Source organism: Scytonema sp. HK-05 (assembly GCF_963872035.1).
In the GTDB taxonomy this organism is placed as follows: domain Bacteria; phylum Cyanobacteriota; class Cyanobacteriia; order Cyanobacteriales; family Nostocaceae; genus Kalymmatonema.
Genome location: NZ_CAWMYC010000096.1, coordinates 81,448 through 97,596 on the forward strand (window position 1 = coordinate 81,448; position 16,149 = coordinate 97,596).

General features: G+C 48.9%; 22 protein-coding genes. 20 read left to right on the top strand and 2 right to left on the bottom strand.

Annotated elements, in window-relative coordinates:
- Window positions 1-120 precede the first annotated feature (120 nt).
- Window positions 121-708 (top strand): phosphatase PAP2 family protein, encoded by a 588-nt coding sequence (locus AACT52_RS15240; RefSeq protein WP_073631892.1) that lies wholly within the window; start codon window positions 121-123, stop codon window positions 706-708.
- A 226-nt stretch (window positions 709-934) separates the two neighbouring features.
- Here AACT52_RS15240 and AACT52_RS15245 read toward each other — a convergent pair whose 3' ends face one another.
- Window positions 935-1,075: a hypothetical protein gene (locus AACT52_RS15245; protein WP_158054649.1), complete on the bottom strand. Its 141-nt coding sequence runs from the start codon at window positions 1,073-1,075 to the stop codon at window positions 935-937.
- On the opposite strand from AACT52_RS15245, the gene AACT52_RS15250 reads away from it, so the two are divergent.
- The 3 genes from AACT52_RS15250 (at window position 1,074) to AACT52_RS15260 (ending at window position 4,132) form a co-directional block, all read left to right on the top strand.
- Entirely contained in the window at window positions 1,074-2,648 is a 1,575-nt protein-coding gene (locus tag AACT52_RS15250) for a GMC family oxidoreductase (RefSeq protein ID WP_073631894.1), read from the top strand. The genes AACT52_RS15245 and AACT52_RS15250 overlap by 2 nt on opposite strands.
- Window positions 2,649-2,760: 112 nt before the next feature.
- On the top strand, window positions 2,761-3,675 hold the full coding sequence (locus AACT52_RS15255; RefSeq protein WP_073631897.1) for an SDR family NAD(P)-dependent oxidoreductase: 915 nt from the start codon (window positions 2,761-2,763) through the stop codon (window positions 3,673-3,675).
- Window positions 3,676-3,703: 28 nt separating this feature from the next.
- The gene (locus AACT52_RS15260) at window positions 3,704-4,132 is read left to right on the top strand and encodes a nuclear transport factor 2 family protein (RefSeq protein WP_198940926.1); all 429 of its coding nucleotides are present in this window, start codon (window positions 3,704-3,706) and stop codon (window positions 4,130-4,132) included.
- 75 nt (window positions 4,133-4,207) lie between these two features.
- Here the strand turns inward: AACT52_RS15260 and AACT52_RS15265 are convergent, their stop codons facing one another.
- Complete coding sequence (locus AACT52_RS15265; RefSeq protein WP_073631900.1) at window positions 4,208-4,762, bottom strand: TetR/AcrR family transcriptional regulator; 555 nt, start codon at window positions 4,760-4,762, stop codon at window positions 4,208-4,210.
- Between the two features lie 331 nt (window positions 4,763-5,093).
- Between AACT52_RS15265 and AACT52_RS15270 the strand changes: the two genes are divergently transcribed.
- From AACT52_RS15270 to AACT52_RS15345, 16 genes are all read left to right on the top strand, one after another.
- The gene (locus AACT52_RS15270; RefSeq protein ID WP_073631902.1) at window positions 5,094-5,711 is read left to right on the top strand and encodes a glutathione S-transferase family protein; all 618 of its coding nucleotides are present in this window, start codon (window positions 5,094-5,096) and stop codon (window positions 5,709-5,711) included.
- A gap of 9 nt (window positions 5,712-5,720) precedes the next feature.
- Window positions 5,721-6,374, top strand: a complete 654-nt coding sequence (locus tag AACT52_RS15275) for a pyridoxamine 5'-phosphate oxidase family protein (protein WP_073631904.1) — start codon at window positions 5,721-5,723, stop codon at window positions 6,372-6,374.
- Window positions 6,375-6,391: 17 nt separating this feature from the next.
- Window positions 6,392-6,829 carry a cupin domain-containing protein gene (locus tag AACT52_RS15280; RefSeq protein WP_073631906.1) on the top strand — a complete coding sequence of 146 codons (438 nt, stop codon included), beginning with the start codon at window positions 6,392-6,394 and terminating at the stop codon, window positions 6,827-6,829.
- Between the two features lie 72 nt (window positions 6,830-6,901).
- Window positions 6,902-7,330, top strand: a complete 429-nt coding sequence (locus AACT52_RS15285; RefSeq protein WP_073631908.1) for a hypothetical protein — start codon at window positions 6,902-6,904, stop codon at window positions 7,328-7,330.
- Between the two features lie 153 nt (window positions 7,331-7,483).
- Window positions 7,484-7,705, top strand: a complete 222-nt coding sequence (locus AACT52_RS41370; protein ID WP_158054651.1) for a hypothetical protein — start codon at window positions 7,484-7,486, stop codon at window positions 7,703-7,705.
- Window positions 7,706-7,924: 219 nt separating this feature from the next.
- Window positions 7,925-9,313: a mercuric reductase gene (locus AACT52_RS15295; protein WP_073631912.1), complete on the top strand. Its 1,389-nt coding sequence runs from the start codon at window positions 7,925-7,927 to the stop codon at window positions 9,311-9,313.
- Between the two features lie 55 nt (window positions 9,314-9,368).
- On the top strand, window positions 9,369-9,536 hold the full coding sequence (locus AACT52_RS15300; RefSeq protein WP_083630338.1) for an SDR family NAD(P)-dependent oxidoreductase: 168 nt from the start codon (window positions 9,369-9,371) through the stop codon (window positions 9,534-9,536).
- 41 nt (window positions 9,537-9,577) lie between these two features.
- Window positions 9,578-9,673 carry a hypothetical protein gene (locus AACT52_RS41375; RefSeq protein ID WP_443216649.1) on the top strand — a complete coding sequence of 32 codons (96 nt, stop codon included), beginning with the start codon at window positions 9,578-9,580 and terminating at the stop codon, window positions 9,671-9,673.
- A gap of 109 nt (window positions 9,674-9,782) precedes the next feature.
- Window positions 9,783-9,908, top strand: coding sequence for a hypothetical protein (locus tag AACT52_RS15310; RefSeq protein ID WP_272937101.1), 126 nt, complete (start codon window positions 9,783-9,785; stop codon window positions 9,906-9,908).
- Window positions 9,909-9,967: 59 nt separating this feature from the next.
- Window positions 9,968-10,831, top strand: coding sequence for an alpha/beta fold hydrolase (locus AACT52_RS15315; protein WP_073631914.1), 864 nt, complete (start codon window positions 9,968-9,970; stop codon window positions 10,829-10,831).
- A gap of 82 nt (window positions 10,832-10,913) precedes the next feature.
- Window positions 10,914-11,414, top strand: coding sequence for a cupin domain-containing protein (locus tag AACT52_RS15320; RefSeq protein WP_198940927.1), 501 nt, complete (start codon window positions 10,914-10,916; stop codon window positions 11,412-11,414).
- Window positions 11,415-11,459: 45 nt separating this feature from the next.
- Entirely contained in the window at window positions 11,460-12,209 is a 750-nt protein-coding gene (locus AACT52_RS15325) for a glucose 1-dehydrogenase (RefSeq protein ID WP_073631916.1), read from the top strand.
- Between the two features lie 51 nt (window positions 12,210-12,260).
- Window positions 12,261-12,650: a DUF302 domain-containing protein gene (locus tag AACT52_RS15330; RefSeq protein ID WP_073631918.1), complete on the top strand. Its 390-nt coding sequence runs from the start codon at window positions 12,261-12,263 to the stop codon at window positions 12,648-12,650.
- A 74-nt stretch (window positions 12,651-12,724) separates the two neighbouring features.
- Window positions 12,725-13,375 carry an MOSC domain-containing protein gene (locus tag AACT52_RS15335; protein ID WP_073631920.1) on the top strand — a complete coding sequence of 217 codons (651 nt, stop codon included), beginning with the start codon at window positions 12,725-12,727 and terminating at the stop codon, window positions 13,373-13,375.
- Between the two features lie 84 nt (window positions 13,376-13,459).
- Window positions 13,460-15,124 carry a vanadium-dependent haloperoxidase gene (locus tag AACT52_RS15340; RefSeq protein WP_073631922.1) on the top strand — a complete coding sequence of 555 codons (1,665 nt, stop codon included), beginning with the start codon at window positions 13,460-13,462 and terminating at the stop codon, window positions 15,122-15,124.
- A 146-nt stretch (window positions 15,125-15,270) separates the two neighbouring features.
- Window positions 15,271-16,140, top strand: coding sequence for an alpha/beta fold hydrolase (locus AACT52_RS15345; RefSeq protein ID WP_073631924.1), 870 nt, complete (start codon window positions 15,271-15,273; stop codon window positions 16,138-16,140).
- Window positions 16,141-16,149: the final 9 nt, after the last annotated feature.

A 16,149-nucleotide genomic window follows, 5' to 3' on the forward strand; every position in this document is an offset into this window, starting at 1 on the left:
ATTTTTTGTATCCCAATTAATGATACTTACAAAGCGAGTTAGGGATGGCGATCGCACGAGTCCGCTCAAAAACTTAGCCCCTCAAGTTAACGTTTCTAAAATTATGAGCCTTTTAGGACGATGAACAAAACCAGTGCACAAATTATTTCGACTGTGTTTAACCCAGTTATTAATCCATTAATTACCTTTTCACTACTTGCATTAACAGATCAACAGTTAAATTTGGCAGAAAAAATTCAGTTTTCAGAAATTGCTGATCTGTTTGCCTGCGGATTAATTATTTTGTGTCTGTTCATCTTTATTCGTCTTGGGCTGATTAACTCTCCAGATATTCCTGAGCGCAAGCAGCGCTCTCTGCCCTTAGTTGTGGCTGCAATTGTATTATTCACTGGTTTTCTCGCTTTATCGTTCGCTCATGCACCTCGGCTGATGCAGGGCTTAATGTGGTGTTATGCCATAGAAACATTGATTATCGCCATCATTTCGTACTGGTGGAAAATCAGTATTCATACAGCAAGCATGGGTTGCTCTTTGGTTGCGCTCACGTATCGATTTAGCGCGATCATTCTTCCCTTCTATCTACTGCTGTTGCTAGTGGGTGAAGCACGAATTGTTCTGAAGCGACACACCATCGCGCAGGCAATTGCTGGTGCATTATTGGGTATTGTTCTGACCGCGATTCAACTGCTGTCTTTCAAACTTGCTTAATTTACATCTTAACTAACTAATCTTGCCTGGTACTCACATTGTTGAATTCATAAGCTGTGTATATACAGCGCTTTACTTCACCGACACAACTAACCAACGTAATAACTTCAGTACTAATTGTAACTCGACACAATTAACGGAAACAGCAAATTTATTATACAAGAAGTGTTAAAGTGTTAAACTCCGCAATAACTTCAGTACTAATAGCAAATGACTCAGCAGTGTTTCAGCGATAACGAAGTGCTGCGGCGTTATCCCTTGGCGTCTCCCCTTGGGAGAAGCGCAGATCGCTCTTTAAACCAATCAATTCCCGTTCATTCGTGACTACATTAATCCTTTGCAGACAACAAAGAAGGAGAATTTCCATGACTCACTATGACTACATTGTGATTGGTGCAGGTTCGGCAGGCTGTGTGGTCGCTAACCGTCTGACAGAAGACCCTGACACATCTGTGTTACTACTTGAAGCGGGTAACCCAGATACGAAACCAGAGATTCACATCCCGTCGAAAATGGTGAGTCTACTCGGCTCTGAGGTGGACTGGGGCTATTTCTCTGAACCCGAACCGTACCTCAATGGTCGCAAAATGCTTTGTTCGCGTGGCAAAGTTTTGGGTGGCAGCAGTTCGATCAATTTCATGATGTATGTCCGAGGCAATTCTCACGATTATGATCACTGGCAGGAATTGGGAAATCCCGGTTGGAGTTACCAAGATGTCTTGCCGTATTTTAAGAAATCTGAGCATCAGCAACGAGGTGCTTCCGAATACCACGGGGTTGATGGGGAGTTGAGCGTGACCAATGTCATGTCTCCTGCTGTAGTATCCCAACGCTTTGTAGATGCCTGTGTGACAATGGGATATGAATACAATCCTGATTTCAACGCCATACAGCAGGAAGGTGCAGGACCTTATCAATTGACGGTCAAGGATGGTAAACGGCACAGTGCTGCAGCTGCCTTCCTCCTGCCCATTTTTCAGCGCCCCAATTTGACAACAACAACTGGAGCGTTGGTAACTCGGTTGCTATTTGAGGGTACCCGTGCCGTTGGAGTGGAATATCTGCACGAGGGCACGCTGCACCAGGTCAGGGTCAACCAGGAAGTGATTTTAAGTGCTGGGGCGTTCGATTCGCCCAAACTGCTGCTGCTTTCCGGCATTGGTGATGCAGAACACCTGCAAGCGATGGGGATTTCTGTCGTGGCTGATTTGCCGGGGGTCGGTCAAAACCTCCAAGACCACATTCTCGTTTCTATAGTATACGAAGCAACTCAAGATGTACACCCTGCTATCACCAGTAATGGAGTTGAAGCCGGATTGTTTTTGCACAGCGAGGGGAATCTCGACGTTGCACCAGATTTGCAGTTCTTCTGCGGTCCGATTCAGTTCTTACCGCCTGGCTATGCCCCCTGTGATTCTGGATTCACGGGTGCAGTCTCTTTGACCCGTTTCCAAAACATTGGGAGTGTGAGTTTGCGTTCGCCTAATCCTAAAGACACACCAATGATACGCATGAACTATTTGCAAAGTCAATCCGATGTGCAAAAGCTCGTTGCCGGAATTAAATTAATGCGCCAATTGTTTCAGACCAGTGCTTTTGATGAGTTTCGCGGTAAGGAAATCGCTCCGGGTGTTGACGTTCAGAGTGATGAAGCATTGGAAGCTTACATCCGTGACGCTTGCAGCACTGAATGGCATCCTGTCGGCACCTGCAAAATGGGCATCGACCCAATGGCGGTTGTAGACCCTGAATTACGGGTACATGGGGTTGAGGGTCTGCGTGTTGTCGATGCATCCATCATGCCAACAATCACTACAGGAAATACAAACGCACCGACCATCATGATTGGCGAGAAGGCAGCGGATTTAATTAAAGGGCGCATGCCGCAAACTATTCACAATAAGTTTAACCTCCAAACTCCAGCACACTCGTCTATCTAGGAATCGATGATGGTCTCTGAGTGACGGTAGGTCCGAAGCGGCTGGTGAGAGTTCATCCGCCGATGTGAAGGAGAAGCAAATAGAACATTTGACACTAGTAAAGGAGCGCATTATGGCACCGATCACGACACCATTTGGGCGGCATTCCACCGCCGTTGAGGTAGTAAAAGGAATCGATCTCTCTGGCAAGCGGGCGATCATCACCGGAGCGGCATCGGGCATCGGCGTAGAAACGGCGCGGGCACTGGCTCGTACTGGGGCGATCCTGACATTGGCTGTACGTAATACCGATGCTGGAGCGCAGACGGCAGCTGACATCACCGCTACCACCGGGAACCAAAATATTCATGTCGCGCCGCTTGACCTGAGCGATCAAGACTCGATCGCCACGTTTGTTGCTGCATGGGATGAACCGCTGCACATCCTCGTCAACAACGCAGGTGTGATGGCATTACCCGAACAGCACACGTCCGAAGGCTGGGAAATGCAGTTCGCGACCAATCACCTGGGGCACTTCGCCCTGGCACTCGGACTCCACGATGCACTGGCGGCGGATGGTGCCGCGCGCATTGTGTCTGTCAGTTCCAGTGGTCATCTGATATCGCCAGTGGTATTCGACGATATTCACTTCGCGTTTCGCCCCTACGACCCCTGGTTGGCATACGGACAGTCCAAAACCGCAAATATCCTCTTTGCCATCGGTGCCACTGCGCGCTGGTTCAAGGATGGCATCACCGCCAATGCTTTGATGCCCGGTGCAATCGCGACCAACCTCCAGCGTCACATCGGCGGTAAGCCCTTAACCGCACCCGACCAGCAGAAAACACCGGAGCAGGGTGCGGCGACCTCTGTTCTGCTGGCGACCTCCTCGTTGTTGGAGGGCATCGGCGGGCGCTACTTCGAGGACTGCAACGAAGCCACCATCGTCGCAAACGGCAATGGCTATATAAGCGGTGTTGCCCCGTACGCCCTCAACCCGGACAACGCCGATCGCCTCTGGGAGGAATCGTTGCGCCTACTTGCCTAACCCGGTGTTTTGAACAGGAACAATAATCATGACAATGAAACCACTTTCTCAAGCAGGAGTCGTTGCACAAGTGACCGATTACAATGCGAAGTTTGACATCGCCCGTCGTTTTCACGCTGCACTCGCCGCACGCGATTGGAGTGCAATCCATGCCCTCCTCACTGACGATGCACAGTGGACGCTACCAGGTGACAACACGATCTCAGGCACTGCCAACGGAGCTGATGCAGTAGTTGATCGCGCCCGCAAAATTGCAGGCTATGGGCTTAACTTCGAGTTACTGCATATTCTCGTCAGCCGAGACAATGTAGCCCTGTCTTTGCACAATACTGCGCGGCAGGGCGATCGCACACTCGACCAGTATCTGGCTACGGTATGTCGGCTCAAGGACAATAAGATCGCAGCGATCGAGACTTTCCTCTCTGACGTTGACCGCATGAATGCCTTCTTTATTTAAAAGAACACTTAATTTACAATAAACAAAGATGAAGCTGTTGTGTATTTTTGGGATAAAAGCACGGATGAAGTCGAGCTAAGGCAACGTACCTTTGCACAGTTGTTCTGGTAGGTGCTGCATCAGCCGCACAAACCCAGATGCATCATCCAATCCCTGAGATATAATCAATGAGCCTTGAATAGCGGTAACCGCATCTTCTGCATGCTGCTGGGCAAGTCTCTCATTCATACCACACTCAATTAGCACGGTGGCGATCGCATCAATCCAGACCCGATAAATTGCTTTCACTCGGTCATGAAAGACATCGCGGGCGGAACCCAATAGCAAAATCGCAAATAAGCAAGGTTGTTTTCCCCCTTCGTAGACTTCATTCAGGCGATCGCACATCTGCTGCAAGCGAGATAAAGGTTCGCCTCGGCTGTTGAGTGTTTGCAGAATATTTTGGTCTAACCAGCACTCAAGATAATCTAGCATTGCTTCAACCATCTCATCCTTGCCGCCAGGGAAGTGATGGTAAAGGCTAGCTTTGCCTAATCCCGTTGCTTGAGAAATCTTGGATAGAGTTGCGCCATCGTAGCCATACTGCCGAAACAGGCGCATCAGACAGGGAATATAAGTTTCTTTAGGCATTTATTATAAGCTTAAAGTTTCTGTTGACATTGTACTAAATGTCCGGTACAGTCATCTTATACCGAACGAACGGTACAGTTATCGAAGTAGAGAGTGTTTATGAATTGCCTTCAACCCAGTAATACTAAGTACAGCTTTGCATTCATTCGTAGCGTTTTGAAACGCAGAGGAACGCGGTGAACCAGCGCTATGCAGTCCTTGTTTCCCAACAGCAGGCGACTGGTATAAGCGGATGAGCTTAACTCTCTGTTTCTACTTTTTGCGGGAATCACTCCCGGCTCATTGTCCGTTCTTTTCTGATTTGGTTCTATCTAATTTGGAGGACTAACCCATGATTAAGCTCTATGGTTACGAACTCTCTGGCAACAGCTACAAAGCAAAATTAATGCTCTCCTTGCTGGGCTTAGAATACGAGTGGATTAAAGTCGATTTGTTGGCAGGGGCGCACAAACAGCCTGAATTTTTAGCACTGAATTCGTTTGGGCAAGTGCCAGTCTTGGTTGATGAAAATACTGTTATACCCGATGCTCAAGCGATTCTTGTTTACCTAGCTTGGCAGTATGGTGGTGAATCCTGGTTGCCAACAGAGGCAGAACCGATGAGCCGTGTGATTCGATGGCTATCGACTACAGCGGGAGAAATTCGGCAAGGTCCAGAAGCGGCACGTTTGTACTACCTATTCAAAGCGACCAGCATCAACCTAGAACGCGCCAATCAGAAGGCAGAGTTCATCTTGACTCAATTAAACGATCATTTAGCAAATCGGGAATGGCTGGAGTTAGAACGTCCGACGATCGCCGATGTAGCAGTCTTCCCTTACGTTGCCCTCGCTCCCGATGGTAAAATTTTCCTAGACAATTACCCAAATGTGCTTGCTTGGATCGAGCGCGTCAAACATCTTCCTGGTTTTGTCGGCATGATTGGTATTGCAGAGCCTGTTGCAGCGTAAGGAGGGTATATGCCACGTAAGTTTGGAGAAATTGCTTTTACGCCTCTTGTACAAGCCGCACAAGAACAACGGGGTTCACGGCAGACCTATGAACGCTATATTGCTAATGGTCCTGACAATGATTCCATTACTCCCAAAATTGAGGAATTCATCGCACAACTTGATGGGTTTTACTTGGGAACCGTCAGTTCTAATGGCTATCCTTATATCCAGTTTCGGGGCGGACCGTCCGGTTTCTTGAAGGTGCTCGATGAGAAAACCCTCGGCTTTGCTGACTTTTCTGGGAATGTGCAGTACATCACGGTGGGCAATTTGTCTGGCAATGACAAAGCGTTTTTATTCTTGATGGATTATCGTCATCGCAAACGCATCAAGATTTGGGGAACAGCTGAATATGTTGAAGGGGATTCAGCATTAATTGAACGACTACGAGTTCCAGATTATCCTGCCGTAATTGAACGCGCTATCCTCTTCCACGTGGAAGCCACCAGCGAGAATTGTCACCAGCATATTCCCATCCGTTATTCAGAAACAGAAGTTGAAGCGATGATGGCTCCCCTGCAAGCTCGGATTGCCGAGTTAGAACAGCAGTTGGGTGAGTCCCAGGATGTACTAAGAGTACATCGCACTTCTTCAATTACTGCTGATAACACAAGTCATTAATTATTAGGAGCAATCTGATGTCACAATCACTCTGGTTTTTTGGCTCTCGCCTCACCATCGTTGCCGATCACACCACGACCGGAGGTCAGTACGATCTGATTGAAGGTTACTTCCCACCTGGCTCACAGACTCCTCCCCATCGCCACACGCGCTATTCCGAACAACTCTATGTGCTGTCCGGGGAGTTCACAGTCTGGGCAGGTGAGAACAAGGTTGTGCTAAGCGCGGGTGAAAGCTTCCTGATCCCGGTTGGCACACCTCACGTCGTCGCTGCGCTCAGCGATAAGCCAGCTCGTGGTTTGGTCGTTGCTGCGCCCAGTGCCTTTGCTCGACTGATTGCAGCAGTGGGGACGCTGGATGAGACAGAACCATCGGACATGGAGCTAACTGAACGCATTTCCGCTGAGATTGGCGACGAAATTCTGGGTGCGCCCGGAGATCTACCCCCCACATGAGGCGATGCTGGAAAACTTCCTAGCGCAGATCGTCAACATCAGGCTGCCCCTCATCTCTCAGGTATATCCTACATGACCAGCAACACCACGACCGACATCCAAATGCAGATCTGGACTCAAGCCTTCGCCGATAAGTCGGAAAACTCATTCGCAGACGCTTTTACCGACAACGTCACTTTTGAAGCCAGCGTGTTTGTCCGCCCGTTGATCAAGCGGGATTGCGTGAAAAGTGTTATGGCTACCGCCAGCAAAGTTTACGAGGCGCTCACCTTCACTCATCAAGTCAAAAGCGCTCAGCAAACATATTTGGAGTGGAACGCTTCCGCGTTCGGCGGACAGCCCCTTTCTGGCGTGACAATCCTCATCAAGAACCCAGACGGTCTAATTGTCCATCTTGCTATCCATCATCGTCCCCTCGGTGCGGTGCTCTGCTTCTCGAGCGAGATGCCCGAGTGTCTTAAGGGCAAGATCAAGCCGGACTATTTCTACGAAAGAAAGTAGAGGCTAGGACACGAAAGTGTCCCAATTGTCCGGCTTGTGCTATAAACACCCCTCCATAGCCACACGCGCTATTGCGAACAACTAGTTGAAACAGAACATCCCATCGACATGAATTTGCTCAAGAACAAAAGTGTGACTTTTGTTTGGGAGTTTATGTTTACTTGCTCTATGTATGAAACCGATGATATAAAAGCTCAACATGAATTGTTAAACAAAGTTTCTACATTAGTGGAGCAACAGGTCATCCAAACCACAATGAGTGAGCATTTGGGTGCTTTAACAGTTACCAGTTATCAGTTTTATCGTTGGGGGAAACACCACACCAATTGGACCGTTCGTCAAGAGACCTGCCGTAGGCATAAGCGTTGGTGGTGAGCCACTGCGGTCTTGGGGTTTCCCCAAGTAGAGCAAGTGGCGAACCCGGAGGGCGAGTTTAAATCCCCCAAAGCGCCCGCAGACGTCACTGCGTAGGTAGCTGTTCACTGATTTAAATCCGCAGAATCTTGTCAAAGTCCATGCTCAACTGGAAACTGGACGAGCGATCAACAAGTTGGTTTTGTCTAGATTTACACCATCAAACACATGAGGAAAGCCATGAATGCAGAACAGTACAATGCTATTATCATTGGCGGTGGCAAAGCAGGTAAAACACTGGCACCCGCCTTGGTTGCAGACGGACGTAAAACCGCTCTGGTTGAACGTAGCTTAAGCATGATTGGCGGTGGATGCATTAATGTCGCCTGCATTCCCACCAAAACGATGGTAGCGAGTGCAGAGGTAGCTAATACAGTGCGAAACAGTGCCGCTTATGGTGTGAAAGCCAATGCACCCACTGTTGATTTAGCAGCGGTAATCCAACGGAAACGGTCGGTTGTGCAATCCATGCGTGCAATGAACTTGCACAATCTAGAAACAGCTTTGGGTCACGAGTTGATTATTGGGATGGGACGGTTTGTGGCTGAAAAAACCATTGAGGTGACAACCACTGAGGGAAAGACTCGGTACCTCACCGCAGAACATTTCTTTATCAATACAGGCACACGACCGTTAATTCCACCCGTACCGGGACTCAAAGAAACCGGGTTTTTGACGAGTGAGTCGATCATGGAGCTAGAACACTTGCCTGAGCACCTGATCGTTCTCGGTAGCGGCTACATTGGTTTGGAGTTTGCCCAGATGTTCCGGCGTTTTGGCGCTCGCGTCACCGTGATTGGACACAGTGAGCAAATCCTGTCGCAGCAAGATCCAGACATTGCGATCGCGGTGCAAACCCTGCTGGAACGAGACGGCATTAACTTTCTACTGAACGCGAAGGTGTTGAAGGTTGAGCACTCTGGTAATGAAACCGCTCTTCAGCTCCAGGTGAGTGAGCGTGAAATTCGCCTCCAGGGTTCACATTTACTCGTTGCCGTTGGTCGTGCGCCAACAACCGATACTTTAAATTTAGCCGCTGCTGGTGTGGCAACCGATGCACGTGGATTTATTCAAGTCAACGATCGCCTAGAGACAAACATACCAGGGATTTGGGCGTTAGGGGATATCAATGGGGGACCGCAATATACCCATGCGTCGCTCGACGATTATCGTATTATCAAAGCGAATTTGATTGATGGAAGCAACCGCAGCACACGTGATCGCTTAGTTCCCTCCTGTCTGTTCATTGATCCAGAACTGGCGCATGTGGGTCTGACTGAAACCGAAGCGCAGCAACAAGGATATGCCATCCGAGTCGCTAAGCTGGATGCGTCAGCCATTCCGCGAGCGAGAACATTTGGTCAAATTGATGGACTACTGAAGGCGATTATCGATACCGAGACAGGACGTATTTTGGGATGTTCACTCTTATGTCATGAAGCGGGTGAAGTGATTTCGACGGTGCAGATGGTGATGCAGGCTCAGATGCCTTACACCGTTCTGCGCGATGGCGTGTTAACTCATCCTACCATGACCGAAGGGTTAAATCTGCTGTTTTCAAAATTGTAAGCAGGCAGCAAGCGCAGACGTCACATCTCAACACCCAAATGAGAACCTTAGGCAAATGACAACGATCCAAATTAACCCTAACGAGTTATCCGGCAAGAGAGCGCTGGTGACAGGCGGAACCAAAGGCATAGGCGAAGCTATTGTCAAACATCTGAGGCAAGCTGGTGCAACAGTCGTCACAACCGCCCGCTCAAAGCCCAATGAACTTGAGGCGTCGGAATAGAACAGACAGGTGGGGTGTTCGTCGAAGTTCCGACAAAGAAAGTGAAGCCAAGCCAGACTTGTCCCAAATGTGGGTATCAACACAAAAAGACATTGAGTCAAAGAGTTCATCAATGCGTCGAGTGTGGATATACGTAGGATAGGGATATAGCGGCTGCCGAAGTGATGCTTTATTGGGCGAAAGGAATACTACCGGGGTTTGGAACGAGCCGCGCTAACGCGCCGCTTCGCTAACGTAGACGAGTAAATGTCGTTAGCTCTACTTCAGGTACTAGCAAAACTGCTGGTGATCTTGAAGCAACTGGGACGCGCGAAGCGTCAGAAATCTACTCTTGCTGGGCTGGATGTAGAAACCCGCCCTTCTACGCAGTAAGGGTGGGTAGTTCATTGTACTGGGATTAATCCTCACCTCACAACAAGGAGCAAAGTACTGTGTTGCAAACAAAAGAAGCGATCGTCAGTTCTCAAGGGCTCAAGCTCTGGTACAAAGTCTCCGGTACCGGTCCCATCTGTATCATGCCGACTCCAGGCTGGGGACCGGGTTCCGAGCTGTACTTAGGGACATTGACCCCGCTCGAAGCGATGTTCACCCTCGTCTATCTTGATACACGCGGCACGGGTCATTCTCAGCGACCGACGGAAGCAAATGCATATACCTACGATCACTTTGCTGCCGATGTCGATGCACTCCGCCAGCAATTAGGGCAATATCGCGTCTGGTTAATGGGGCATTCTGAAGCTGGCCGTCACGCGCTCTATTATGCCTTACAGTACCCTGAGCATTGTGCTGGCCTCATACTTCTCGACGCAGTAAGCTTCCAAGATGAGGAGTCGCACGCTGATATGGAAGCGCGTATGCAGGAACGCCAGCATGAACCCTGGTTTGACCTTGCCTACCAAGCATTCACGAGTCAGGATATGCCAGAGTCAGATGCAGCCCTAGCGACGTTTACCCAAACTATCCTACCATTCTATTACTACGATGTTGCCAATCTCGAGCTGAATGCGGCTCACCATGCTGCAACATCAATGTCTGTGGATGCGTTCAAAGGTTCTGCTCAATGCCAGTGGAACAAAACCAATCTGATGTCGCGGCTTGGAGAGATCGGTGTTCCGACCCTGGTTGTAGTTGGTAGCCATGACTTTATTTGCTCACCACTCCATGCCCATCGACTGCATATGGCGATCGCAGGCTCCAAGCTCATTCTGATTGAGAAGGCGGGCCATTTTTCCTGGTTTGAACAACCCAATCAGTTCTTCAGGAAAGTGAAACAAGGGTTAGCCGCCGTTCAGTAATACCTGGAAGCTCAGTAGCAATCGACCCAAAAATTGTCATTGAACCATTTCGCAAAGAACATTTGAAACAAGGATAATGATTATGGTGACGACTCAATTAAATGGAATCGTATTGCAACCGGGTCAAGGTGACTCATACTGGGTGTTGGGTGATTTGTATACTTTTAAGGCAGTCAGCGAAGAAACCAATGCCAATTACGCGCTTTTAGAACTAGTGATTCAACCCCACAACAGCACACCGCCCCATATTCACAACCGAGAAGCTGAAGCGTTTTTCATTGAAGACGGAGACGTAGAGTTTCAGCTTGACGATCGCACTGTCGTTGCGACACCAGGAACTTTCCTGCACTCCCCTCCTGGTCAACTCCACAAGTTTACCAATATCGGCTCACAGCCTGCTAAAATGTTATGTTGGGCAACCCCTGCTGGAATTGAGAAATTCTTTGCAGCGATCGGGACAAAAGTGGAAGATCCTAATGCTCCGCCGCCACCAGTTACAACTGCGGATCTTGAGAAAGTGATGCTGCTCGCGCCTCAGTATGGCGTTACCATTCTTCCGCCGTCGCATTCCGCTCAATCCTAGTGTTCTGTTCAGGTTCAAATTTAACAACCACAGAATTCATCCAAAATGAAAAAACTAGAAGGAAAAATCGCTCTTGTCACCGGCGGCACCAGCGGCATCGGTCTTGCCACTGCTAAGCGCTTTGTCGCCGAAGGTTCCTATGTCTACATTACAGGTCGTCGCCAAACTGAACTGGATGCCGCCGTGGAAGCGATCGGTAAAAATGTCACAGGTGTTCAAAGCGATGTTTCCAATCTGGCAGATCTCTCACGCCTATTTGCCACAATCAAGCAAGAGCAAGGACACCTCGATGTAGTCTTCGCCAATGCTGGTATTGGTGAAATCGCACCACTCGGCGAAATCACCGAAGAACACTTTGACAAAACGTTCAATATTAACGTCAAAGGTCTGTTGTTCACCGTGCAAAAGGCACTGCCTCTGTTGCCAGAAGGCGCTTCCATCATTCTGAATGCCTCGACTGCTTCTACTGTGGGTACCCCAGCTTTCAGTGTTTACAGCGCAACCAAAGCCGCCGTGCGCTCGTTTGCCCGTAATTGGACACTCGACCTTAAAGAGCGCAAGATCCGGATTAACGCCATTAGTCCTGGCGTGGTTCCGACTCCTGGTTACGATCACTTGGGACTGAGTGATGAGCAGTTGCAGGAATTCGTGGACAGCCAAGCCAGCACCATCCCCCTGGGACGAGTCGGCACGCCTGATGAGATTGCCAAAGCCGTTGTCTTTCTCGCTTGTGACGACAGCAGCTTTGTCAACGGCATCGAGCTGTTTGTCGATGGTGGTATGGCACAGATTTGAAATGCTCTAAAAATACCCATCACCAAAACCGTTGAGGAGTTCACTGTTGTTATGCATGCAAATAACGGCATCATCAGTCAGCCCAGCCCATATTCAGTAACCGAAACCATTGATCGCTTAGAAGCTATCCTTCAGGCAAAAGGCATCACCATTTTTGCCCGCATTGATCAACAGGCGGAAGCCGAAAAAGTTGGATTAAGCTTACGTCCGACGGAATTATTGCTGTTTGGCAACCCTAAAGCTGGAACACCGCTCATGCTTGCAGAACCGATGATCGCTCTGGATTTACCCCTGAAAGTACTGGCATGGGAAGCGGCTGACGGCAAGGTGTGGCTGAGTTACAACGATCCTGGTTACTTAAAACAGCGGTTCTCTCTCTCGGATGAGTTGGTCAAAAACATCGCGGTCATTGCACCTTTAATCAATCAAACACTCCAATAAACAACTCATTCATTTTTTCGATATCCCATGTTGGCTACCGTAATTGAATGTAATCCAAAACTTTGGAGCTAAATATGAAACTTATCTCTGTCAACGTCGGACTTCCGCGTGAAGTGACCTGGAAAGACAAAACAGTTAGCACTGGAATTTTCAAAGAACCAGTCAGCAAACGCCTGATGGTGCGTTCGCTCAATTTAGACGGTGACGGACAAGCTGATCTAACCGTTCATGGAGGATTAGACAAAGCAATCTATGTCTATCCGTTCGAGCATTACGATTACTGGCGGGGTGAATTGCCTGGCACAGAACTGCCGCTAGGCATATTTGGTGAAAATTTCACGACCACTGGGCTGAGAGAAGAGGAACTGAACATTGGCGATCGCTTTGCGATCGGCACTGTAAAACTGATGGTGACACAACCTCGCTTACCCTGCTACAAACTTGGGATTCGGTTTGGACGACCTGATATGGTTAAACGATTTCTCGCCAGTCGTCGAACCGGATTTTACTTCCGTGTTTTGCAAGAGGGCGAAGTTGGAGCTGGAGACACTCTAGAGTTGGTAAGCCGGGATGATAACAAAATCACGGTTGCCGATATCACTCAACTCTATACCCGTGAGCAGAACAATCCAGAGCTACTTCACCGAGCTGCTCAACTTGAAGCTTTACCCGAAAGTTGGCGCAACTACTTCCAGGAGCAGAGTCGTCGTCAGGATGTGAGATAGATTAATTTGCCGTAATTTGAATCGGTTCAGTCATTTTAACTGAGCCAAAGCATTATACAAAACCTTGAACAAGGAGTTTTTTGCATGAGCGATACAATTCAAGTGGGTCCTGGCGGTATGCCAATCGAAGCAAGTCCCGATCCGAATGTCGTGATTCAGTGGAACAACGTTGCCTCGGATGCGATTCATGATACGGATACAGGACCAACCGTGGCAGCACGCACGCTGGCGATCGTGCAAACTGCCATCTTCGATGCCTGGGCAGCTTATGATCCAGTTGCGGTTGGGACACAGCCTAACGATCCGGCGCAGCGCCCTGAATCGGAAAACACGCAGGAAAACAAAGAGACAGCAATTAGCTATGCGGCTTATCGGGCTTTAACCGCGTTGTTTCCTAACGATACCGCCAGATTTGATCCCCTGATGACCCAACTCGGCTATGACCCCGCTGATACTTCCACGGACACCACGACTGCAACGGGAATTGGCAACGTTGCTGCAAGAGAAATCCTGGAAGCCCGCCAGCATGATGGCTCGAACCAATTAGGCGATTTGCATCCCGGTGCCTACTCTGACTACACGAACTATCAGCCAGTGAATACGCCAGACAATTTTAGTCACCCCGATCGCTGGCAGCCGCAGCTAATTTCAGACGGCAAGGGCGGCATGGTAGCTCAACAGTTCCTCACGCCCCAGTGGGGAATGGTTAAGCCGTTTGCGCTGGAGTCGGGTGAGCAATTTCGTCCAGTGGTTGGTCCAAAGACGATTGAATCTGACCCAGACGGCTACAAGCAGCAGGCAAAAGATGTCTACGAGATCAGCCAAAATCTAACTGATAAGCAAAAAACCATTGCCGAATTCTGGGCACAACTACCTGGAACTGAAACCCCGATCGGCACCTGGAATCGGTTTGCTGAAGCCATCTCCAATCGGGATAACCACGACCTGGACGATGATGCCAAGATGTTTTTTGTGCTGAACAACGCGCTGTTCGATTCTACGATTTCCTCCTGGGATACTAAACTCGTCTACGATTCCGAGCGTCCCATCAGCGTGATTCAATCTTTGTATGATCCAGGCTGGACTCCTTACTTGAAGACCCCGCCTTGGTCCGAATACGTTTCTGGACACAGTGCCTTTAGTGGGGCAGCGGCAGAAGCGCTGAGACGGTTTACCGGAAGTGATGCGTTTAATGCTTCTTATACTCAGCCTGCAGGCGTTTCTGGCTTACCCGATAAACCTGGGCACGACACGGATGTGACGCTGCACTGGGATACTTTTAGCGATGCAGCCGATGAAGCAGGAATTTCCCGTCGCTATGGTGGCATCCACTTTGAAGATGGAGATTTGGTGGGACGGCAAATGGGTCGATACGTGGGAGGTGTGGTCTGGAACAAAGCGATGAGCTATATTGATCCGGAATCGGCTTCAGCCCAGCAAACAGATCCATTGACAGGTCACTTACTGATGGAAGGATACGACCAGGATACGCTAGTAGGCAGCGAAGGGAGCGATCGCTTTAGATTAACCAGAGACGAGACAGATACGATTGTTGACTTCACACAGGGACAAGATCAGATTGAGCTAGACAACATCCCGTTTGACCAACTGATAATCTTTCAGGGGACAGGGATGCAGCAAAATGACACATTAATTCAGCTTAACATGGGCGACACCAGCAAATTGCTTGGTATTCTAACAGGAGTACAGTCCAGTACAATCACGCCTGCTGATCTTGTCACGGTCTGAGCAACGCCGCTTTTTTAAGATAGGTGAACCAGACATGCTGCGAATGATGAATCATCCCAAATATGCAATGGATCATGCTCATCATCACCACAGGCACAATCGGATGTGAGCGTTTAAACCTTTACAAACTTACAAGGAGTAAATTCATGACTACATTTCACACAATCTCAATCGATGGTTTAGATATCTTTTATCGAGAAGCTGGTTCTCGCGATAATCCAACTATTCTGTTGTTGCATGGCTTCCCTACCTCATCTCACATGTTCCGTAATCTGATACCTGCGCTTGCCGATCGCTTCCATGTGGTTGCACCCGATTATCCTGGTTACGGCAATAGTTCGATGCCAAGCGTGAATGAGTTTGACTACACGTTTGATCACCTAGCTGAAATTGTGGAGAAGTTTATTGCCGCAATCGATCTCAAGAAATACAGCCTTTACGTGATGGATTACGGTGCTCCCATTGGCTATCGGATTGCGGCTAAACATCCAGAGCGAGTGCAAGCTCTGATTGTGCAAAACGGGAATGCTTACGAAGAAGGTCTGCGCGAATTTTGGGACCCGATCAAAGCATACTGGCAAGACCGTTCGCCTGAGAATGCGGAGAAACTCAAATATCTTGTCACCTTGGAAGCAACGAAGTGGCAATATACCAACGGCGTTCGCAATCTTGAAGCGATCAGCCCAGATACTTGGAACATGGATCAACTCTTCCTTGATCGCCCCGGAAACGGTGAGATTCAACTGGCGCTGCTTTATAGCTATGGCACCAACCCACCATTATACCCACAGTGGCAAGAGTATTTCCGCAAATATCAACCCCCCACCCTAATTGTTTGGGGTAAGAACGACTACATCTTCCCGGCTGAAGGTGCTTATCCCTACCAGCGCGATCTCAAAGACGTTGAGTTACATTTACTTGATACCGGACATTTTGCTCTGGAAGAGGAAGGGAATGCGATCGCAAACTACATCACGCAATTTCTCTCGTCACGACTACAACCCATCCTTGCGTAATCAGCGCAA